We start from the raw sequence: 17,868 nt of genomic DNA, 5'->3' as shown, positions 1-17,868 counted from the left end.
GTTATGGGGGCGTCAAGCGTCGATCGATCCAGGCCGCATCCCGAAGTCCGCGGGCTCACTTAGCAGTTGGAACCAGCGGCGGACAACAGAGCTTCTGCAATAGCAGCCGTGATCCATTTTGACGTTGATGTTCGCTGCTACGTCGAGTTGAGCTGAGGCATCAGAAGGGCCGGGAACTTCCCCGGCCATTCTGTGTGCATCAGCGTTTGCTACGGCTGCGTGTTGAGAATGCCTTGAACACCATCTGCGATGCCCGGCGGACGATACAGAGCCCTGGGCCGTTCCCTTCCTGAAGGAGGTATCGTTCGGCCGTTGCTACGTTCCGCGGCTTCTGTTCAGTCGGCCTGCGGAAGCCGTACTGCTCCAAGACGTCGATGATCTATACGAAGCTGAAGCGCTCCGCAGGGCGGGCGTCCGCCAAGGTCGGGTCCTCCTCGCCAGAAGTCTTTTGGTGTGTGTTGCATTTACAAGGCCATGCACGGCTCTGACTCGGCCCCATAAGCGACTTACGCGCCGGTCGTGTACTCGTAGAGGTCGTAGGCGACCATTACCAGGCGGCCGGGGTCGGGGGCATAGCCCAGGGTCGAGCCGAGGGGGCTGGTGACCTCCTGATAACCGATGATGTCGATGCCGGAGGCGGGAGCGGCGGTGCCCATCCAGAGGGCGCCTTCCTCGGTGGAGGCGAACCAGCAGGGGCCGCCCGAATACGCGCCCCAGACGGTGGCGAAGTTGAAAGCCTGGGGGCGGTGGGTGTCGACGATCAGGTTGGCCTTTCCGCGAAGGGCGATCTGCCAGGTCGCGGGGTCGATCGTGTAGTACCACAGGTTGTAGTCGTCGGGGCCGACCGAGCAGTTGGCGACCAGCAGTGAGTCGCCGGCCACCGAGACGCTGTTGATGCCGCGCTGGGCCTGTGGATTGAAGACCGCCTGCGAGAGAACGTGGCCCGAGGGTACTTCGACGATCGACACGTAACCGTCTTCGGAGCCCGCCAGCACGCGGGCTTTGGCAGGCGAGTCCGAGACGACCGCGATGGAATGCACGTCGTGCAGGCCCCACGGGTTGACCGGGTCGGGATTGCGTACGTCCACGGCTCGCAGAAAGCGCAGTCGCCGCCGGATCGGGTCGTGGGCCCAGATGGACAGGTGGCCCGAGGTGTGGCCGACGACCAGGGTGCTCGTCCCGGCCTGGACCGCGCGGGCGCCGGTGGCGACGCCGAGGGCCGGGTCGTAGCCGTAGGTGCCGCCCGGGCGGAGGTCGGGCCAGCCGTCGTCGCCCGCGTACCACAGGGCGATGGAATCTTCGTCGTTGGAGCTGGCGAACGACCGGCGGGGCAGCCGGGCGAGCATCCGTACGCCCTGGAAGGCCGGGCTGGTCACGGACTCGCTGATCAGCGGGCCGGACACGGCAGACTCGACGAACTTGAAGATGCTCATCGAACCGTCCCAGCGGCCCACCACGAAGTGGTCGGCGTCGAGCCAGGTGAGCTGCTGGGCCATTTCGTAGGTGACGCCGTCGGCGGAGATCGGCAGGGCGGTCGCGGCGAGCGGCGGGGCCGGGAACGAGACACCCCGCTCGATAAGCTCCTGCTGAGAACGGATCGTCGGAGGAACGGCTCGGTTCACCGCCACGGCCTTTTCCCATCGTTCGACGCTGAAGAGGATCGGGGTAGCCGGTTACTGCCCCATCGGCACTCACGATAATCCTGGGAATCGGGGGTATCTCATGGAACCGGAACTCGCGGGTTCTCCGTTCTTCTGCTCGTGGAGCGGCGGAAAGGACTCCGCGCTGGCTTTTCACCGCGCGGTACGGCACGGTGGCGTTCCCGGGGTGATGGTCACGATGATGACCGAAACGGGGCTGCGTTCCCGCTCGCACGGCCTGCGCCGGGAGGTGCTGGCCCGGCAGGCGGCGGCGATCGGCGTGCCCATCCGGTTCGTGGCCACCACCTGGGACGATTATGAGAACAAGTTCTGCGCCGAGGTGCGGAGTGTGGTGGCGGGCGGGATCGGCCGTGGGGTGTTCGGTGACATCGACACGGAAAGCCATCGGGAATGGGAGCTTTCCGTATGTGCTCGGGCGGGCGCGACGGCCCATCTGCCGCTGTGGCAGACCGAACGCCCGACCCTGATGCGTGAACTCCTCGACAGCGGATTCCAGGCGGCCGTCGTCGCCGTCCGTGACGGACTTCTGCCGCCCGAAATTCTCGGCAGGGTCATCGACGCGGAAATGCTCGGGCTTTTCACGGATGCGGGTGTGGACATCGCCGGCGAGAACGGTGAATATCACACGGTGGTCACCGGCGGCCCGATCTTCCGAACCCCGCTCCGGCTCACCTTCGGTGAAACGGTCCTCCGCGACGGTGTCTGGTTCATCGACGCGGAGGCGGATGTCGGTTGAGGGCGACGTCAGTTCCCGTGGACCGGGTTCTTGGCCACCCGCTTCTCCGACACCAGCAGCCGGACCGTCCCCTCCCGTGCCGACTCCGCCGCCCACACGATCCAGTGGTCGCGTACGTCGGTCGCGCGGTCGTTCGGGTCCACCGAGAAGCCGCCCTGCTCGGAGGGCCTGATGATCTGGTACTCCACGACCAGGCCCCGCCGCCGCGCCTCGGCGGCCACCTCGCCCGCCGTACGCTCGACCGGGTCGTAACCCTCCAGCATCTCGCCCTTCGCCTCGGCCGCCGCGTGGGCCCCGTATCGCTCGCCGGGCCTGGCCGAACGGCCGACATAGACGGTGCCTTTGCCGCTGAAGCCCTTGGAGACCGTCACGGTCAGCGCGCAGCCGGGGGTGCCGGGGGCGCAGCCCTCGGGGGACAGGCCGCCGCCCAGTTTGTCCGCCTCGGTGGTGCCAGAGAATCCGTACCGGACGATGTCGCCCACCCGGCTCGGGGAGACGGGGACCAGTTGCAGGCCGACTTCGAGCCCCAGGGCCTTGAAGCCCTCGGAGTACTGGGTGTGGTCGGCGAACGGGTCCTTGATCGTGGCCATGTACTCGTCGCCGTTCAGCCGGATGTCGATGGCGGCGTTCGCGTAGGAGGTCGCGGTGCCGGCGCGGTCCTGGAGCAGGGTGAGCCCGGCGACGACGGCGGCGGCCATCGCGGCGGTGACCGTCGCGCCGATCAGCAGGCGAGGGAGGGGCCTTCTACGGCCGGTCGGTGCGGGATCGTTCATTGCGGCATGCAGGAGTCGTTCCTGCTCGCGCAGGTCGGCGAGTTCGGGGCGGGGGATTTCCGCACGGAAGCGGGCAAGCTCGTTGATCTCATTCGTCTCGTTCACAGACCGGGCTCCTCGCTGATCATGGCCAGGGGGTTGACCTCGCCGAGTTCCTTTTTGAGCTTGGTGCGCGCCCGGTTGACGCGGGAGCGTACCGTGCCGACCCGGATGCGCAGCGCCTCGGCGACCTCGGGGTAACTGAGGTCGGCCCAGGCGACCAGCAGCAACGCGTCCCGGTGGCCGCGTGGCAGCGCGGCCAGCGCCCCGGCCAGGCGACGGCGGGAGGCCATGGCGCTCAGCCGTTCGTCGCTGCGTTCGGTGAACGACGCCTGCACCGGATCGGTGCCGGTGCCTTCGAGGATGCGCAACTGCTGGACCTCCGTGCGCACGTACCGGCCGATCAGGTTGGAGGCGATGCCGTACAGCCATGGCCGCGCGTTCGGCCGGGCCAGGTCGTAGCCGCCGCGCTGGCGGAACGCGGTCAGGAAGGTCTCCCCGACGACGTCGTCAGCGGCTTCGGTGCCGAGCCTGCGCCTGACATAGCGGGCTATGTCGGGCGCGTGCCGCCGGAAGATCTCCGCGAACGCCTCAGGTTCGCGCCGGGACTGCTCGATGAGGAACGCGTCATCGCCCTCCACCCGGCCGCTCTCACTCATTGTGCGCCTTTCGGCTCTGCATCAGGTCATCCGTTGTTGCCACCAACCCCCGAAACGGTTCCATCCCTTTTGTGCTGTGCGTCCGCGTGGCCGGTCTCCCAGGCCGGGGTACCGAGCCTGTACGGCAGAGCCCACTCACCCCGCACGCGGTATCTGGGGGGAGGGGGTTGGGGTGGTGGCCGCCCGAGAGGGAACATGAGGTCGAGAGGGGTACTGCCGCAGAGGTGAGGGGAGAGTGGGTTGTCCACCGACGAGGTCCTGCCTGCAAATCCCGTCCCTGGGGAGGTGTCGTCCGTGGGTTCTGGGTTTGGGGAGTCGTTGCCTTCCGGTCCGGAGTTCGTGGCGGATCCCTATGGTTTCTACGCTGAGTTGCGTCGTTCGCGGCCCGTTCATTTCGTGCGGCTCCGCAACGGCCTCTATGCCTGGCTCATCACCCGCTATGCGGATGCGCGGCTGGTGCTTTCCGACCCCCGTTTCAGCAAGGACCCCGGCCATGCGCCTTCCGACTGGCGAGAGGCAGGGCGGGGGAAGCCGCTTGAGGATCGTTCGGGATTGGGGGCGCATCTGCTGACGTTCGATCCGCCTGAGCACACTCGGTTGCGGGGCGTCGTTTCCGGGTTCTTTCAGCGGCGCAGGCTGGCGGCGAAACTCGGCGGTGTCATCGAGGAGACCGTGGAAACGCTGCTGGGGCGGATGGCCACGGCCGATGAGGTTGATCTGATCGAGCGGTTCGCCGCGCCCATGCAGGCCACGGTGATCTGCGAAATGCTCGGCATTCCGGCCGCGCATCGCGCGGACTTCGGGCGGTGGTGCGATGATGTCGTGATCTCTCGCGGGACCGGTGGTGAAGCGCGCGTCGCGGCCATGGGCAAGCTGCTGGAGTACATCACCGGCATCGTCGAGGAGAAGGCCGCGGCGCCCGGTGACGATGTGATCAGTGCGCTGGCGGACCCGGATGGCGAGCTGACCCGGGACGAGGTCATCCCGATGATCTTCCTACTGCTCGTGGCGGGCTATGAGACCACGATCAACCTGGTCGGCAACGGAATGCTCGCGCTCATGCGAAACCCCGGGCAACTGTCATTGCTGCGCGGCCGGCCCGAGCTTCTGGAGACCGCCATTGAGGAACTGCTGCGTTATGACAGCGCCACCGAGTTCTCCACCTGGCGGTTCACGCTGGAGCCGGTGCGGATCGCCGATACCGTGATTCCCGCGGGGCAGCCGGTGCTCGTCGCCCTGGCCGCCGCCAATCGTGACCCGGACGCGTTCGCCGACCCCGACCGGCTCGACCTCCAGCGTGCCGACAGCGCCCACCTGGGTTTCGGGCACGGCGTTCATTACTGCGTCGGTGCCGGCCTGGCCCGGTTGGAAGGGCGGATCGCCATCGGCGGGCTGATCCGGGCGTTTCCCGAAATGGCGCTCGCCGTCCGCCCGGAGGAATTGGAGTGGAAGTCGAGCCTGACGGTCCGAGGCCCGGTACGGCTGCCGGTTCGCCTTCGATCCCGCTGAAGAGGACCTGCTGAAGAGGACCTGCTGAAGAGGACCTGCTGAAGAAGGCCAGGCGATCAGGCGTACTGCGCCGCGAATTCGGCCGAGGGTGGGATCGGCGTGATGACGTCGATGAGCACGCCATCGGGGTCGGCGACGATGAAATGCCGCTGGCCGAAGTCCTCGCTGCGCAGCGGCAGTTTGGGTTCCAGGCCCGCGCCGATGACCAGGCGTTCCCATTCGGCGTCCACATCCACGACCTCGAAGTTCAGCAGCAGGCCCTGCGCCGGCCGCCGGTGTCCCTCGGGGATCGTGGGGTGGGTGTGGTCGAGCAGCGCCAGCTCGTAGGCGGGGTCGCCGGGGCGGCGCAGGCTCACGTACCAGTCCGCCTCGAAGGTCGGCTCGAAGCCGAACAGGCCCGTGTAGAAGTCGCGTGACTCCGTGATGGCGCGCGTGCAGATCACTGGATAGAAGCCGGTCAGCCGCATGATTCGTCCCCCTGAAGGCAGTTCACATACCGTCGGTATGTGACGCTACCGTAGAAACATACCACCGGTATGTCAACTGGAGCGGCAGGCAGGCGATCATGGGACCCACGAGCCGGGCACACCAGCGCGAGCAGACCGTCCGCACGCTGGTCACCGAGGCAAGGCGGCTCTTCGCCGGACGCGGGTACGGCGCGGTCGGGCTGGCCGAGATCGTCGCCGCCGCCGGGGTGACCAAGGGCGCGCTCTACCACCACTTCGACGGCAAGGCGGGGCTGTTCCGCGCCGTCCTGGAACAGGTTCAGCAGGAGGTGGCCGCGCGGGTCGCGGCGGCGGCGGAGCGGCACGACGACCCGTGGGAGCAATTGACGGCGGGGTGCCGGGCCTTCCTGGCCGCCGGTTCGGATCCGGAGGTCCAGCAGATCATGCTGGTGGACGGCCCGGCCGTACTGGGGTGGAGCGAGTGGCGGGCGATGGACGAGGCGGCCTCCGCGCGGCACCTGGCGGAGGTCCTACAGGCGCTCATCGACGACGGCACCATCGCCTTCCAGCGCGTCGAACCCCTCACCCACCTGCTGTCCGGCGCGATGAACGAAGCCGTACTGTGGCTCGCCCGGCCCGGCGAGCCACAAGACCGCCCACGCGACCTCGCCGACACCATGGCCGCGCTGACCCGAATGCTGGAGTCTCTGCGTAGCTGACCTCGGTCAGGGGGCGAGCACTCCGGCTCCGGCGAGGGATTCGGTGGGCGCGGGGCCGCCGGCCGCGCCCGGCTCAGGGCGCCAGAGGGCGGGGCTGACCAGGCCGGGCGGCAGCAGCTCGAAGCCGGTGAACAGCTTCTCGATCTCCTGCCGGGTACGGGCGGTGACCGGGGTGGCGGTCCGCCGGTAGACGGACGTGCCGGTGGTGACCTCGTCGGCGGGCATGGTGTCGGTACAGGCGTGCGTGAGTACGAACCACGACCCGGGGGCGCACGCGTCGCGCAGGGTCGCGACGATCCGCAAGGGGTCGTCGTCCCGACCGATGAAGTGCATGACCGCCACGGCCAGGATCGCCACCGGACGGCCGAAGTCCAGCAGGTCTCGGACCTGCGGGTGGTCGAGAACGGCGGCCGGGTCGCGGAGATCACCGGGTACGGTCGCCACCCCCTCGCCGCGCAGCGACTCATTGCCATGCGCGATGACGTGCGGGTCGTTGTCGACGTAGACGACGCGCGCGGCGGGCCGGGACCGGCGGGCGACCTCGTGGGTGTTGGGGGTGAGCGGCAGCCCGCACCCGATGTCCAGGAACTGGTCCACCCCGTCCTCCGCCGCGTGCCGTACGGCGCGCAGCCCGAACGCCCGGTTGGCGACCGCCGCCTGACGGACGGTGGGGTACTTGGACTCCAGCAGCGTGGCGGCGGCGCGATCGGCGGCGAAGTTGGTGTCGCCGCCGAGTAACACGTTATAGATGCGCGCCGCGCTCGCCTGGTGGCCGTCGTCGGGGGCTTCGGTCACGGGCTCGTCCGTTCTGTCGGTGGCCGGGGGGAAAGCGCCACCATGCTACTCAGCGGGTCGGTCGTCGCCGGTGGCGATGGTCAGGTGGTAGTCGGCGGAGGAGCCGTTCGCGCGGAAGGTGATCACGTACACGCCCGCCGCGGCTGAGGGCGAGGCGTAGAACACAACGTAGATGGGGTCGGGGCCGGACAGGCCCATCGTCACCCCGGGCGGGGCGCCGGAGACGGTGATGAGGTCCACCGGCTCGTCGGAGCGCAGGATCGTCTTGGTCGAGCCGCCCGGCGAGACGGTGCCCGAAGTGGGGGTGAGCGAGATTCCGAGGTGGGCGGCGGCGGGGTCGGCCGTCGCCGCGTCGGCGGTCGTGGTGGTGAGGCCCAGGCTGAGCACCAAGGCCGCGATCGTGGCCACATTGCGGAGAACTCGCATGTCAGGTACCTCCGTTGGCGCCGAATGTGCGTACGGACGCACTCACGATGACACCGGGCGACGGTCCCGCCTACCCCACGATCGCCCCATAACCGGCGGCTATGGCGACCCCCTCCGAAAAGCTTGTCCACGTTGTTGACGATGTTCTGAGGCGGTGGCTAACATCGTCTCTACCGAAGACGACGAAAGAAAGGTGCATCATGGCCGAGTCCTACCTCGGCGTGCTCGGGATCGCCGACGCGCTCGGGGTGAGCCGGCATGCGGTGCACAAATGGCGCTCGCGCTATCCGGGCGATTCGAGCCACCCGTTCCCCGAGCCCGACGTCGAGGTGGACGGCGCGCCCGGCTGGCGGCCCGCGCGGCTGGGCGAGATCGTCCAGTGGCGCAACGGCCTGCCCGGACGCGGTACGGGCGGCGGCCGTCCCACCGCCGCGCGCCAGGAATACCTCCGGGCGGCGGCAGAACGCGGCCTGGAGCGTGATGAGGCCATCCGCGCGCTGGTCACGTTCACCGAAGAGTTCCCGGAAATGACCGAGCCGGAGATCTGTGCCTGGCTGATCGACCACTGGCGCAGGTAGCACTCATAGAGCACTCATTTCAGTACCAGAACCGAAGGCGATGACGCATGCCCGAAATCGGCGGAGAGACCGCACCGGGATTTGAGATAGTGCGGGAGGCGTTCGCGGCCAATCTGGCCGGCGGACAGGAGATCGGCGCCGCCGTCGGCGTCTACCTGCACGGCGAGAAGGTCGTGGACCTTTGGGGCGGCGTGGCCGATCCCGGTACCGGCCGCCGCTGGGAGCGCGACACCCTCGCGGTCGTGTTCTCCACCACCAAGGGGGTCACGGCCGCCTGCGCGCACCTGCTGGCGCAGCGCGGCGAACTCGATCTCGACGCGCCGGTGGCGAAGTACTGGCCGGAGTTCGCGGCGAACGGCAAGGAGCGCATCCCGGTCCGGTGGCTGCTCACCCATCAGGCCGGGCTGCCGGTGATCGACCGGCCGATCACCCCGGCGCAGGCGCTGACCTGGGAACCGATGGTGAACGCGCTGGCCGCGCAGCGCCCGGTCTGGGAGCCGGGCACCGCGCACGGGTACCACGCGCACACGTACGGCTGGCTGGTCGGCGAGGTCGTGCGCCGGGTGAGCGGGCGCAGCATCGGCGCCTTCCTCGCCGAGGAGATCGCCGCCCCGCTCGGCCTGGACCTGTGGATCGGGCTGCCCGAATCGGAACAACACCGGGTCGCCCGGATCGTCGTGCCGCCGCCCGCCCCCGGCGGGCAGGCCGCGATCGACCTGGACTCCGTCCCGGAGGCGGCCCGCGAGATGATCGCGGCCTTCACGGACCCGGCATCGCTGAGCATGCGCGCCATGTCCGTGGTCACGCCCATGCTGAACCACGACGACCCCGCCGAGCAGCGGGCCGAGTTCCCCGCCACCAACGGCATCTGCACCGCCCGCGCCCTGGCCCGCTGCTACGCGGCGCTGATCGGCGAGGTGGACGGGCACCGCATCCTCACCCCCGAGACCCTGGCGGCGGCGACGTCCCTCCAGGTCAGCGGCAAGGACGAGATCCTGCGTACGCCGGTCCGGATCGCCACCGGGTTCGGCCTGCCGATGCCCGGCCTGTTCTGGCACAGCCCGGCCGCCTTCGGGTTCGGCGGGTACGGCGGGTCGCTCGGCTTCGCCGACCCGGCGACGGGGCTCGCCTTCGGGTACGTCATGAACCACATCCAGGAAGGTGTGCCGGACGCTCGCGCCGCCGGCCTCCTGGCCGCCGTCCAGCAGGCGATCGAGGCACGGGCGCAGGCATAGGCATAGGCATAGGCACAGTGAGCCTTTTCATCCTCAAGTTCCCTGGTCAGGGGCGGTAAGCGAGATGCCGTATCCGCATGACCAGGCGTCCTGCCGGGCTATCAGGCCCGCCCCGAGTTCGACGGAGGCGCCCCTGACCTGGTGCAAGCAGCCGGTTGAAAAGGGTTCAGTGGTTGCCATCGCCGCCCCGGCCTGTCAATACCCGGCAGCCTGATAAGAAATCGACAATATTCTCACCTGGTGGCCTGCTTTTTCGCATGATACGAATCAGATCCGCCTCCGCCGGTGCTGGGCGATTCATACCGAATGCTGAGAGCGGGGTTGACGGAGATCGGGGCCCAAGTGAAACTCTGAGCATGGGGTTAACGCGGATATGGCGTAAAGAATGGACGGCGGGCTGGACGACGCTCGCACCCTTCAAACTGTACGGCGGATATTATCTGCTGTCGTACAAGAGCGGGGCGGGAAGCGCCGATCTCAGTAAGTTCCGCAAGGACGGCGAGTACGACGGGGTGTGGCAGGCGGGGTGGACGACGGGCTGGTCGACGCTCGCCCCCTTCGAGCTGTACGGCGAGTACTACCTGCTCTCCTACAAGTCCGGGGCGGGAAATGCGGACCTGAGCAAGTGGAGTAGGGACGGGTCCTACAGCGGCGTATGGCAGCACACCTGGACCACCGGCTGGACGACACTTACCCCGTTCGAGCTGTACGGTGAGTATTACCTGCTGTCCTATAAGAACGGCTCGGGCGAGGCGAGCCTGGACAAGTTCGGTAAGGACGGCTCCTACGCCAATGTGTGGCGGCACGGGTGGTCCACGGGCTGGACGACGCTCGCCCCCTTCGAGCTGTACGGCGAGTATTACCTGCTCTCCTACAAGAGCGGGACGGGCGAGGCCAGCCTTGACAAATTCGGCAAGGACGGCTCCTACAGCAATGTGTGGAAGCAGAGCTGGACGACCGGCTGGACGAACGTCGTCCCGTTCCGGGCGGACGGTGAGTATTACCTGCTGTCCTACAAGAACGGCTCGGGTGAGGCGGACCTGAGCAAGTTCCACAAGGACGGCTCCTGGAGCGGCGTCTGGCAGCAGGGCTGGACGACCGGCTGGACCACCCTCGCCCCGTTCGAGCTGTACGGCGAGCCCTACCTGCTCTCCTACAAGAAGGACGCCGGAACGGCCGAGCTGGACCGCTTCGACTTCTGACCTGTGCTCCTGTGCTCCTGTGCTCCTGTGCCCCTGTGTCCAAGGACCCGGACGAGCCTTCAGCGCCTTCAGAGCCTTCAGCGGCCGGCCGGGTCCTTGGCGGTGAACAGGTAGTTGCGGTGGGCCGGGGACAGGTCGGGCACCTTCTGCCAGGTGCCGTTGCGCCAGGCGCGCATGGTGTAGCCGTGGTCGGCGAGCCAGGACAGCAGGTCGCCGGTGTGGGTGCCGTAGCGGGACAGGTGGCGCTGCTCGACCTCAAGGAGCAGCGCGGGGGCGCAGCGTTCGATGAGGGCGGCGCCGCCTTTCAGAACCTGAAGCTCCCGGCCTTCCACATCGATCTTCATGAAATCCACCTGGCCGATGCCGGCGCTTTCGCACAACCCGTCGAGCGTGCGCATCGCCACCACGACCTCGATATGCTCGTCGAACTCGCGATTCTGGCCGAGCCCGAATGCGCCGGAAACGACGAATGAACGTCCGGTGACCATTCTGCCATTCCGTATCGGCACGCTCATCACCGATTTGCCCTCCGTTTCGCCGAGGGCCAGCGCGTGCCTGACGACATTCGGGTGGTCGCGCAGGCCGAGGAGCCGGGAGGGCACGGCATGCGCGAAGACAAGCGGCTCCACGCTGTGCACCACGCCGCCGGGGCCGACCGCACGGGCGAGTTCGGCCGTGTAGAGACCGGCCGCCGCGCCCACGTCAACGCAGGTGCCGCCCGGTCCGGTAAGGCTTCGCACACCGAGCAGTTCGCTTTCCAGCCACGGCGTGAACCGGGCCAGCGAACGCACGCCCAGGCTCACCGCGGCGGCCTTCACCTCGAAAAGCTCAGGGACGCCCTGGCGTGGTCCTGAATTATCCGATCCCTCCTTCGACGAAGGCATGCCGATACCCTCCTTCACACCCTCTCCGCACCACCAGAAAATAACCGCCCGCGCCGCTCCGCGTCGTCCCCCACAAGCGGGATGAATCGGCTGGCTCGAACGCGCCACCCGCTTCTCGCGGTGGCTCTGCGGAGCTACGCCACTGCCCGTTTCCGGGCCTGGCCGGTAATGTGTCGTGGGTCGATTTGTTTTCGCGAGGGAGCGTGATGAGTGCGCCCGCGATCAGAACAATCGCCTTGACCAGGCGGTTCGGCGAGGTCTCCGCGCTGGACGGGGTCGACATGGAGGTCGCCGCGGGGTCGGTGCTCGCGCTGCTCGGACACAACGGCGCGGGCAAGACCACGCTCGTCGACATCCTGGCCACGCTGCTGCCCCCGAGCGGCGGCCGGGCCGAGGTGGCGGGCCTGGACGTCGTACGGCACGCCGCGCGCGTCCGCCGCCGGATCGGGCTGATCAGGCAGGACACGGCGGTCGATCAGGCGCTCAGCGGGCCGGCGAACCTGGAGTTCGTGGCCAGACTGCTGGGCGCGGACCGGCGGCGGGCCCGGGAGCGGGCCGCGGAGCTGATCCGGCTGTTCGGCCTGCGCGAGGCGGCGGAACGCCCGGTACGCACCTATTCGGGCGGCATGCGCCGGCGGCTCGACCTCGCGGTCGGCGTCGTCGGCCGCCCGGCCGTGCTGTTCCTGGACGAACCGACCACCGGCCTGGACCCGGCGGGCCGGATGTCGCTGTGGGAGACCATCGGCCGGCTGGCCGCGGAGGGCACGACCGTGCTGCTCACCACCCAGTACCTGGAGGAGGCCGACCGGCTCGCCGACCACATCGTGGTGCTGGCGTCCGGCCGGGTGGTCGCCTCGGGGACGGCGGCGCGGCTCAAGGCCGCCGTCGGCGACCGATGCGCGCACGTCACCCTGGCCGGGCCGGAGGACGTCGCCACCGCCGCGGCGGCGCTGCGGGCGGGCGGGTACGCCCCGGTGCCCGACCCCGCCCGCCGTACGGTGACCGTGCCGATGGCCGCCGCCGCCGACGTGCCCGCGGTGGTCCGCCTGCTGGACGGCACCGACATCACCGAACTGAACCTCACCGAACCCACCCTGGACGACGTCTACCTCGCACTCACCCGACGAGAGGAGAGCCGGGTATGACAGCGGTCGCCCAGGTGGAGCAGTGGTCGCACCCGGGGGCGTTCACCCAGCTCCGGCTGCTCACCGCGCGCCAGCTCCGGCACGCCTTCGCCGACCGCAGGGCGGTCGTGCTCAACCTGGTGCAGCCGCTGGTCATGCTGACGCTGTTCGGGCAGATCTTCGGCAGCATCGCGGGGCCCGGCGTACTGCCCGGCGGGGTCCGGTACCTGGACTACCTGATGCCCGCGCTGCTGGTCACCACCGGCATCGGGGCCGCCCAGCACGCCGGGATCGTGCTGGTCAGGGAGATGGGCACGGGCATGACGGCACGGCTGCGGTCGCTGCCGGTGAACCTGCGCCTGGTGCTGGTGGCCAGGGCGGCGACGGATCTGACGCGGGCCGCGCTGCAACTGCTGGTCCTGCTGGCGTGCGGGGCGGTGCTGTTCGGGTTCGTACCGTCCGGGGGCGTGGCCGGGATGGCCGGGGCCCTGGTGCTCGCGCTCGCCGTCATCTGGTCGCTGATCTGGGTCTTTCTGTTGATCGCCGCGTGGCTGCGCAGCCTGGAGGTGCTGACCGGCATCGCGTTCGTGGTGACATATCCGCTGATGTTCGCGTCCAGCGCGTTCGTCCCGGTGGAGAAGCTGCCCGGCTGGCTCCGGGCGGTCGCCACGCTGAACCCGGTCACGTACGCGATCGACGCCGCGCGGGACCTGACCATCGGCACCATCGGCGGTGGCTCGGCGGCGTCACTGGTCGTCGGGCTGGCCGCCACCGCGCCGCTCGGCGTGGCGGCCATGCTGGCGGCCTTCCGCGCCTTCCGCCGCCCCCTCAGCCGCTAGAACCGCGGGCCGCGCGACGGATACGGGGCGCGATGGCGATCTCCGTGTTGACGCCCTTCTCGATCACCGCGAGGTTGTGATAGACGTGCAGCCCCGCCGTACCCACCCCCACGGTATCCTCATCCCCGTCGCCCCATTCGCCGTGGTGAATCCGGTCGATGAGGCTCTTGAGCAGCGCCACGGACGTACCGGGCGCGCCCGGGTCGGTCTCGTCGCTGCCGTACCCCGGGCAGTAGGACGACCACAGGTCCTCGATGGCGTAGCAGCCACCGGCCCGCACATGCGGAAACAGCTCCTCGAACGCGGTCAGCACGTGCTCGCCGACATGGCTGCCGTCGTCGATGACCACGTCGAACGGCCCGTACCTGGCCGCCAGCGCGCGCAGCCGCCCCCGGTCGGCCTGCGAGCCGACGAGCGTGGTGAGCCGGGGCGCGTCCAGCCCGCCCTTGGCCGCGACGTCCAGGCCGAAGATCAGGCCCCGGCCGAAGTACCGCCGCCACACCCGCAGCGACTCGCCGCCCGCGTCCGGGTCGTCGTAGCCGCCGATGCCGATCTCCAGCACCCGCACCGCGCGCTCGCGCAGCCCGCGGAAGTGGAGGTCGTAGTGGGGCGCGAACCAGTGGACCAGTCCCCACTTGTCGCAGTCCGTGGCGACCGTGAGTTCCTCCAGGTCAGGGCGGCGGGTGCGGGTGGCGAGCACGGTGTCCACCGCCCGCCGTACCGCGGACTTCAGCTCGTGCGGCGCGATGCCGTCCGCCGCGATGATCTCGGGCCAGGCGGCCTCGTCGATCGCGACCTCGCACCACCCCGCGCGGCGCTCGGCCCCCGGGCCGAACAGGCCGCGAGCGGTCTCGTCCAGCCGCGCGGTGAGGGTCGCCGCCACCGGTACCGCCCCGGCGGGCTCGGCCACCACCCCCCGGTACGGCACGCAGCGCAGCACCCGGCTCCACCGCTTGCCCTCGTGCAGCAGGTCCAGCCGCAGCGCGACCTCGTGCCCGTGGGCGGGCGCGCCGCAGCGGAAGGCGATCTCGTCAGTGAGCAGCGCGGCGACCTCCCCGGCCCCGGCCCGCTCGATGGTGCCGGTGAGCGCCACGGGGTCGCCGTCGGCCACCGCGATCAGCGCCGCGGCCAGCTCGGTGGCCTGGTGCGGGTCCATCATGCCTGCCGCCTCACAGCATCGGGTCGGTGACGTCGAGCCGGAACTCCCCGGTCCCGAACAGCACGAAGGCCCGCTCGGGGTCGTTGGCCGCGTGCGCGCGGCCCGCGTGTACGTCGCGCCAGGCGCGCTCGATGGCGTTGCCGCTGCGCAGCGACCGGCCGCCGGAGTTCTCGAACAGCAGCTCCATCGCGTAGACCGCGCGCTCGGTGGCCCGCACCTGGTCGCGGCGGAGCCGCCTGCGCAGGTCCATCGGGATCGGCCGGCCCGCCTCGGCCAGCAGGTACGCCTCGTCGATGTTGCGCATGAGCTGGAGCCAGCCCGCGTCGATCTCGCTGGCCGCGCGGGCCACGCGGATGTGCGCGAACGGGTCCAGCGCGACCCGCTGCCCGCCGTAGGAGACCCTGACCCGCTTGCGCATCATCGCGACATGGGCCTGGTAGCCGCCCTGCGCGATGCCGAGCAGCGGCGTGGAGATCGTGGTGCTGAGGATCGCCGGGAAGGGCAGCCGATACAGCGGCGAGGCGTTCAGCTCCTGGCCCGGCCCGCGTGCCTCCGACAGTTCCCGCCAGCTCAGGGTCCGGTGCGCGGGGACGTACGCGTCCTCGACCACGACGTCGTCGCTGCCGGTGCCGCGCAGGCCGACGGCGTCCCAGACGTTCTCCACCGAGTAGTCGGCGGCGGGCAGCAGGAACGTCAGCCGGTCGGTCTGCTTGCCGTCCTCGTCGCGTGTCGAACCGCCGAGCAGTACCCACTGGCAGTGCCGGACGCCCGAACAGAAACTCCACCGGCCGGACAGGCGATATCCGCCCTCGGCGGGGGTGACCGTGCCGGTGGGGGCGTAGGAGGAGGCCATCAGCGCGTCGCCGTCGCCGTCCCACACGTCGTGCTGGGCCTGCGGCGGGAACAGGGCGAGCTGCCACGGGTGTACGCCGAGCACCGCGCTGACCCACGCGGTCGAACCGCAGACGCCGCCGAGTTCCCTGACGCACTCGTAGAAGTCGCGCGGGTGGGACTCCAACCCGCCGAAGGCGGCCGGTTTCAGCATGTCGAACAGCCGGGACTCGACCAGGTCCTTGATCGTCGCGGCGGGGATGTCGGCCTGGCTCTCGGCTTGGGCGACGCGTTCGGCTAGGCGGGGCTTGAGTTCGGTGATGGTGTCGATGACGGCCATGATTCGTCCTGGTTGTCGGTGTCGTTGTCGTTCAGGTGGGTGAGTTCGGCGGCGACCTCGGCGGCCTCGGGGTGACCGAGGCCGGACAGCAGGCGGTGCGCCTCGCGCAGCGCGTACCCGGCCGCGGGCAGGTCGCCGAGGTGGCGGCGGGAGGCGGCGATCCGGCGCAGGGCCAGCGAACGGTAGTAGGCGTTGCCGCCCGCGGCCTCGATGACCTCGATGGCCCGCCGGTAGTGCGCGACGGCGTCCTCGTGCCGGCCCAGGTCGGCGGAGGCCCTGCCGCAGGTGTGGTGCCCGGCCGCCGCGCCCTGGGGGTTGTTCAGCGCCTCGAACAGGGTGATGGCGGCGCTCGCGTGGGCGAGGGCGTCGCGCGGCTCGCCGCGCAGCGCGCACAGCCGGGCCAGCGAGGTGAGCGCGCTCGCGCGTCCGTCGTCGTCTTCCGCCCGCTCGAACGCCGTCAGGGAGGTCCGGGCGTGGGCGGTGGCCTCGGGGAGCCGGTCCAGGCGTTCCAGGGCATAGCTCAGGGACAAGTGGGTGTGGGCCAGGCCGTACCGGTCGCCGGCGGTGGCGAACGACTCCAGCGCGGCGGACGCCGACTTGATGGCGTCCTCGTGGTGGCCGAGCCTGAGCTGGCAGCGGCACAGGTTGCGCAGCAGCCGCCGTTCGGCGTCGTCGTCGCCGAGGGCCCGGGCCTGGGGGATGGCCAGCTCGGTCGTCCACAGCCAGTCGTGCCAGTGTTGCCGCTCGGCGAAGTACGTGGTCAGGGCCCAGGTGAGCTGCCAGGCGTGGACGGAGGGGCCGGACTCGGCGGCCCGTACGATCACGCGCAGCAGTTCCTCGTAGTTCGCGTCCAGCCAGGCCAGGGCCGCCGCCGCGGTGCGGAAGGAAAGCGCGTCCTCGCTGGTCACGGCCTGTCCGGGGGCCAGCGTCCGCCGCCCGGGCGCGAGCGCCCGATCCGCCGCCAACGCCGTCGCGGTCAAGAAGGCCGCTTTCAGGTCGTCGTGAGCGGGGCGGCCCATGGGATTCCTCCCTTTTCTTCCGCGGTCGCGAGGGTGACGCAGGTCAAGGTGTGGACGAGGGTGGCGTGGCAGATGCGGGAGAGGCGCAGGGCGTCGGGGGCGGGCGGGCCGCCCGGTTCGTAGGCGCGGCTGGACGGGATCGAGCCGTCGGTGTGCCGTACCGTCTCGACCTCGCGCAACGCCCTGGCGCACCGCTCGAACGGCTCGCCCAGCAGGTGCGCGCACAGCGCCAGTTCCAGGACGGCGTCCCAGGCGTGCAGGGCCAGGCAGCGGCGCAGCAGCTCGCCGACGATCACGCGGCTGGCGGACAGCTCGGCCGGGGTCAGGCCGGGACGGGCGAAGCCGAAGTCGGTGCCGTAGAAGATCGCGTGGGTGGCGTCGTAGACGGCCGGCCCGTCGGCCGTCGCGGTACGCCCGGCGAGGCCGAGCACCCAGGACCGCCACAGGCCCGCCCAGTCGGGGGCCCGCCGCAGGCAGCCGGCCCGCCACAGCGCGTACGTCTGGCCGGGGGAGCGGGGCCGCGCGCCGCCCGCGATCAGCGCGCCCAGCAGTTCCTCGCCCTCGGCGGAACGGTGGCCGCCCGCCCGCAGCCACAGGTACGGCTGGACCCGGTGGACCGCCTCCGCCGGCCTGGCCCTGGCCGCGCGGGCGAAGGAGGCGGCGCGGGTCCGCTCGGTCAGCACCGCCCGCCAGGTGTCCAGGTGGGCGTCCAGCGACCGGGACAGCCGGGGGAACCGGGCCGGGGCCCGGCGGGCGAGCTGGTGTTCCACCAGGGCGAGTTCGGTGAGCCGCCTGGCCGCCGCATCCGCCGCGCCCTCCGCGCCGGCCGGCACGAGCCGCCCGAGGCGGCCCGTCACCCAGGCGGCACTACGCGCCGCCGCGTCCGTCACCGCA

Annotated in this window: 19 protein-coding genes; 8 read left to right on the top strand and 11 right to left on the bottom strand. The window is 70.2% G+C overall.

Features of this window, described 5'->3' with window-relative positions; all coding sequences use genetic code 11:
* Positions 1 to 506: 506 nt before the first annotated feature.
* Positions 507 to 1,628 (bottom strand): hypothetical protein, encoded by a 1,122-nt coding sequence (locus ACH34R_RS18380; RefSeq protein ID WP_397562642.1) that lies wholly within the window; start codon positions 1,626 to 1,628, stop codon positions 507 to 509.
* 94 nt (positions 1,629 to 1,722) lie between these two features.
* Here ACH34R_RS18380 and ACH34R_RS18375 point away from each other — a divergent pair, with 94 nt between their 5' ends.
* A complete protein-coding gene (locus ACH34R_RS18375) occupies positions 1,723 to 2,397 on the top strand; it encodes a hypothetical protein (RefSeq protein WP_397562641.1) in 675 nt (224 codons plus the stop codon).
* 8 nt (positions 2,398 to 2,405) lie between these two features.
* Here the strand turns inward: ACH34R_RS18375 and ACH34R_RS18370 are convergent, their stop codons facing one another.
* Both ACH34R_RS18370 and ACH34R_RS18365 read right to left on the bottom strand, forming a co-directional pair.
* Positions 2,406 to 3,275, bottom strand: coding sequence for a hypothetical protein (locus tag ACH34R_RS18370; RefSeq protein WP_397562640.1), 870 nt, complete (start codon positions 3,273 to 3,275; stop codon positions 2,406 to 2,408).
* Complete coding sequence (locus ACH34R_RS18365) at positions 3,272 to 3,868, bottom strand: RNA polymerase sigma factor (RefSeq protein WP_397562639.1); 597 nt, start codon at positions 3,866 to 3,868, stop codon at positions 3,272 to 3,274. Before ACH34R_RS18365 ends, ACH34R_RS18370 begins: the two co-directional genes overlap by 4 nt.
* Positions 3,869 to 4,108: 240 nt before the next feature.
* Between ACH34R_RS18365 and ACH34R_RS18360 the strand changes: the two genes are divergently transcribed.
* A complete protein-coding gene (locus ACH34R_RS18360) occupies positions 4,109 to 5,377 on the top strand; it encodes a cytochrome P450 (protein ID WP_397562638.1) in 1,269 nt (422 codons plus the stop codon).
* 56 nt (positions 5,378 to 5,433) lie between these two features.
* On the opposite strand, the gene ACH34R_RS18355 is transcribed toward ACH34R_RS18360, so the two are convergent.
* A complete protein-coding gene (locus ACH34R_RS18355; protein WP_397562637.1) occupies positions 5,434 to 5,844 on the bottom strand; it encodes a VOC family protein in 411 nt (136 codons plus the stop codon).
* Positions 5,845 to 5,942: 98 nt separating this feature from the next.
* Here ACH34R_RS18355 and ACH34R_RS18350 point away from each other — a divergent pair, with 98 nt between their 5' ends.
* Entirely contained in the window at positions 5,943 to 6,542 is a 600-nt protein-coding gene (locus ACH34R_RS18350) for a TetR/AcrR family transcriptional regulator (RefSeq protein ID WP_397562636.1), read from the top strand.
* Positions 6,543 to 6,548: 6 nt separating this feature from the next.
* Here the strand turns inward: ACH34R_RS18350 and ACH34R_RS18345 are convergent, their stop codons facing one another.
* Positions 6,549 to 7,337: an SAM-dependent methyltransferase gene (locus tag ACH34R_RS18345; protein WP_397562635.1), complete on the bottom strand. Its 789-nt coding sequence runs from the start codon at positions 7,335 to 7,337 to the stop codon at positions 6,549 to 6,551.
* A 45-nt stretch (positions 7,338 to 7,382) separates the two neighbouring features.
* Positions 7,383 to 7,763, bottom strand: coding sequence for a hypothetical protein (locus ACH34R_RS18340; protein WP_397562634.1), 381 nt, complete (start codon positions 7,761 to 7,763; stop codon positions 7,383 to 7,385).
* A gap of 200 nt (positions 7,764 to 7,963) precedes the next feature.
* Between ACH34R_RS18340 and ACH34R_RS18335 the strand changes: the two genes are divergently transcribed.
* From ACH34R_RS18335 to ACH34R_RS18325, 3 genes are all read left to right on the top strand, one after another.
* Complete coding sequence (locus ACH34R_RS18335; protein WP_397562633.1) at positions 7,964 to 8,341, top strand: hypothetical protein; 378 nt, start codon at positions 7,964 to 7,966, stop codon at positions 8,339 to 8,341.
* A gap of 47 nt (positions 8,342 to 8,388) precedes the next feature.
* Entirely contained in the window at positions 8,389 to 9,576 is a 1,188-nt protein-coding gene (locus tag ACH34R_RS18330) for a serine hydrolase domain-containing protein (RefSeq protein WP_397562632.1), read from the top strand.
* Between the two features lie 356 nt (positions 9,577 to 9,932).
* Positions 9,933 to 10,778 (top strand): hypothetical protein, encoded by an 846-nt coding sequence (locus ACH34R_RS18325; RefSeq protein WP_397562631.1) that lies wholly within the window; start codon positions 9,933 to 9,935, stop codon positions 10,776 to 10,778.
* A 77-nt stretch (positions 10,779 to 10,855) separates the two neighbouring features.
* Here ACH34R_RS18325 and ACH34R_RS18320 read toward each other — a convergent pair whose 3' ends face one another.
* Entirely contained in the window at positions 10,856 to 11,680 is an 825-nt protein-coding gene (locus ACH34R_RS18320) for an FkbM family methyltransferase (RefSeq protein ID WP_397562630.1), read from the bottom strand.
* Between the two features lie 188 nt (positions 11,681 to 11,868).
* On the opposite strand from ACH34R_RS18320, the gene ACH34R_RS18315 reads away from it, so the two are divergent.
* Together ACH34R_RS18315 and ACH34R_RS18310 are read left to right on the top strand one after the other, a co-directional pair.
* On the top strand, positions 11,869 to 12,807 hold the full coding sequence (locus ACH34R_RS18315) for an ABC transporter ATP-binding protein (protein ID WP_397562629.1): 939 nt from the start codon (positions 11,869 to 11,871) through the stop codon (positions 12,805 to 12,807).
* Positions 12,804 to 13,625 carry an ABC transporter permease gene (locus ACH34R_RS18310; RefSeq protein ID WP_397562628.1) on the top strand — a complete coding sequence of 274 codons (822 nt, stop codon included), beginning with the start codon at positions 12,804 to 12,806 and terminating at the stop codon, positions 13,623 to 13,625. Before ACH34R_RS18315 ends, ACH34R_RS18310 begins: the two co-directional genes overlap by 4 nt.
* Here the strand turns inward: ACH34R_RS18310 and ACH34R_RS18305 are convergent.
* The 4 genes from ACH34R_RS18305 to ACH34R_RS18290 are packed head-to-tail and all read right to left on the bottom strand — an operon-like array spanning position 13,615 to position 17,864.
* Positions 13,615 to 14,784, bottom strand: coding sequence for a hypothetical protein (locus tag ACH34R_RS18305; protein WP_397562627.1), 1,170 nt, complete (start codon positions 14,782 to 14,784; stop codon positions 13,615 to 13,617). The two genes, ACH34R_RS18310 and ACH34R_RS18305, sit on opposite strands and share 11 nt — an antisense overlap.
* Before the next feature lie 10 nt (positions 14,785 to 14,794).
* On the bottom strand, positions 14,795 to 15,955 hold the full coding sequence (hsaA, locus tag ACH34R_RS18300; RefSeq protein ID WP_397562626.1) for a 3-hydroxy-9,10-secoandrosta-1,3,5(10)-triene-9,17-dione monooxygenase oxygenase subunit: 1,161 nt from the start codon (positions 15,953 to 15,955) through the stop codon (positions 14,795 to 14,797).
* Positions 15,913 to 16,974: a tetratricopeptide repeat protein gene (locus tag ACH34R_RS18295; protein WP_397562625.1), complete on the bottom strand. Its 1,062-nt coding sequence runs from the start codon at positions 16,972 to 16,974 to the stop codon at positions 15,913 to 15,915. Before ACH34R_RS18295 ends, hsaA begins: the two co-directional genes overlap by 43 nt.
* Positions 16,947 to 17,864: a DUF6895 family protein gene (locus ACH34R_RS18290; RefSeq protein ID WP_397562624.1), complete on the bottom strand. Its 918-nt coding sequence runs from the start codon at positions 17,862 to 17,864 to the stop codon at positions 16,947 to 16,949. Before ACH34R_RS18290 ends, ACH34R_RS18295 begins: the two co-directional genes overlap by 28 nt.
* Positions 17,865 to 17,868 lie beyond the last annotated feature (4 nt).

Source organism: Spongiactinospora sp. 9N601 (genome assembly GCF_044326295.1).
Taxonomy (GTDB): domain Bacteria; phylum Actinomycetota; class Actinomycetes; order Streptosporangiales; family Streptosporangiaceae; genus Spongiactinospora; species Spongiactinospora gelatinilytica.
This window is presented reverse-complemented; position numbering and strand designations above follow the sequence as displayed.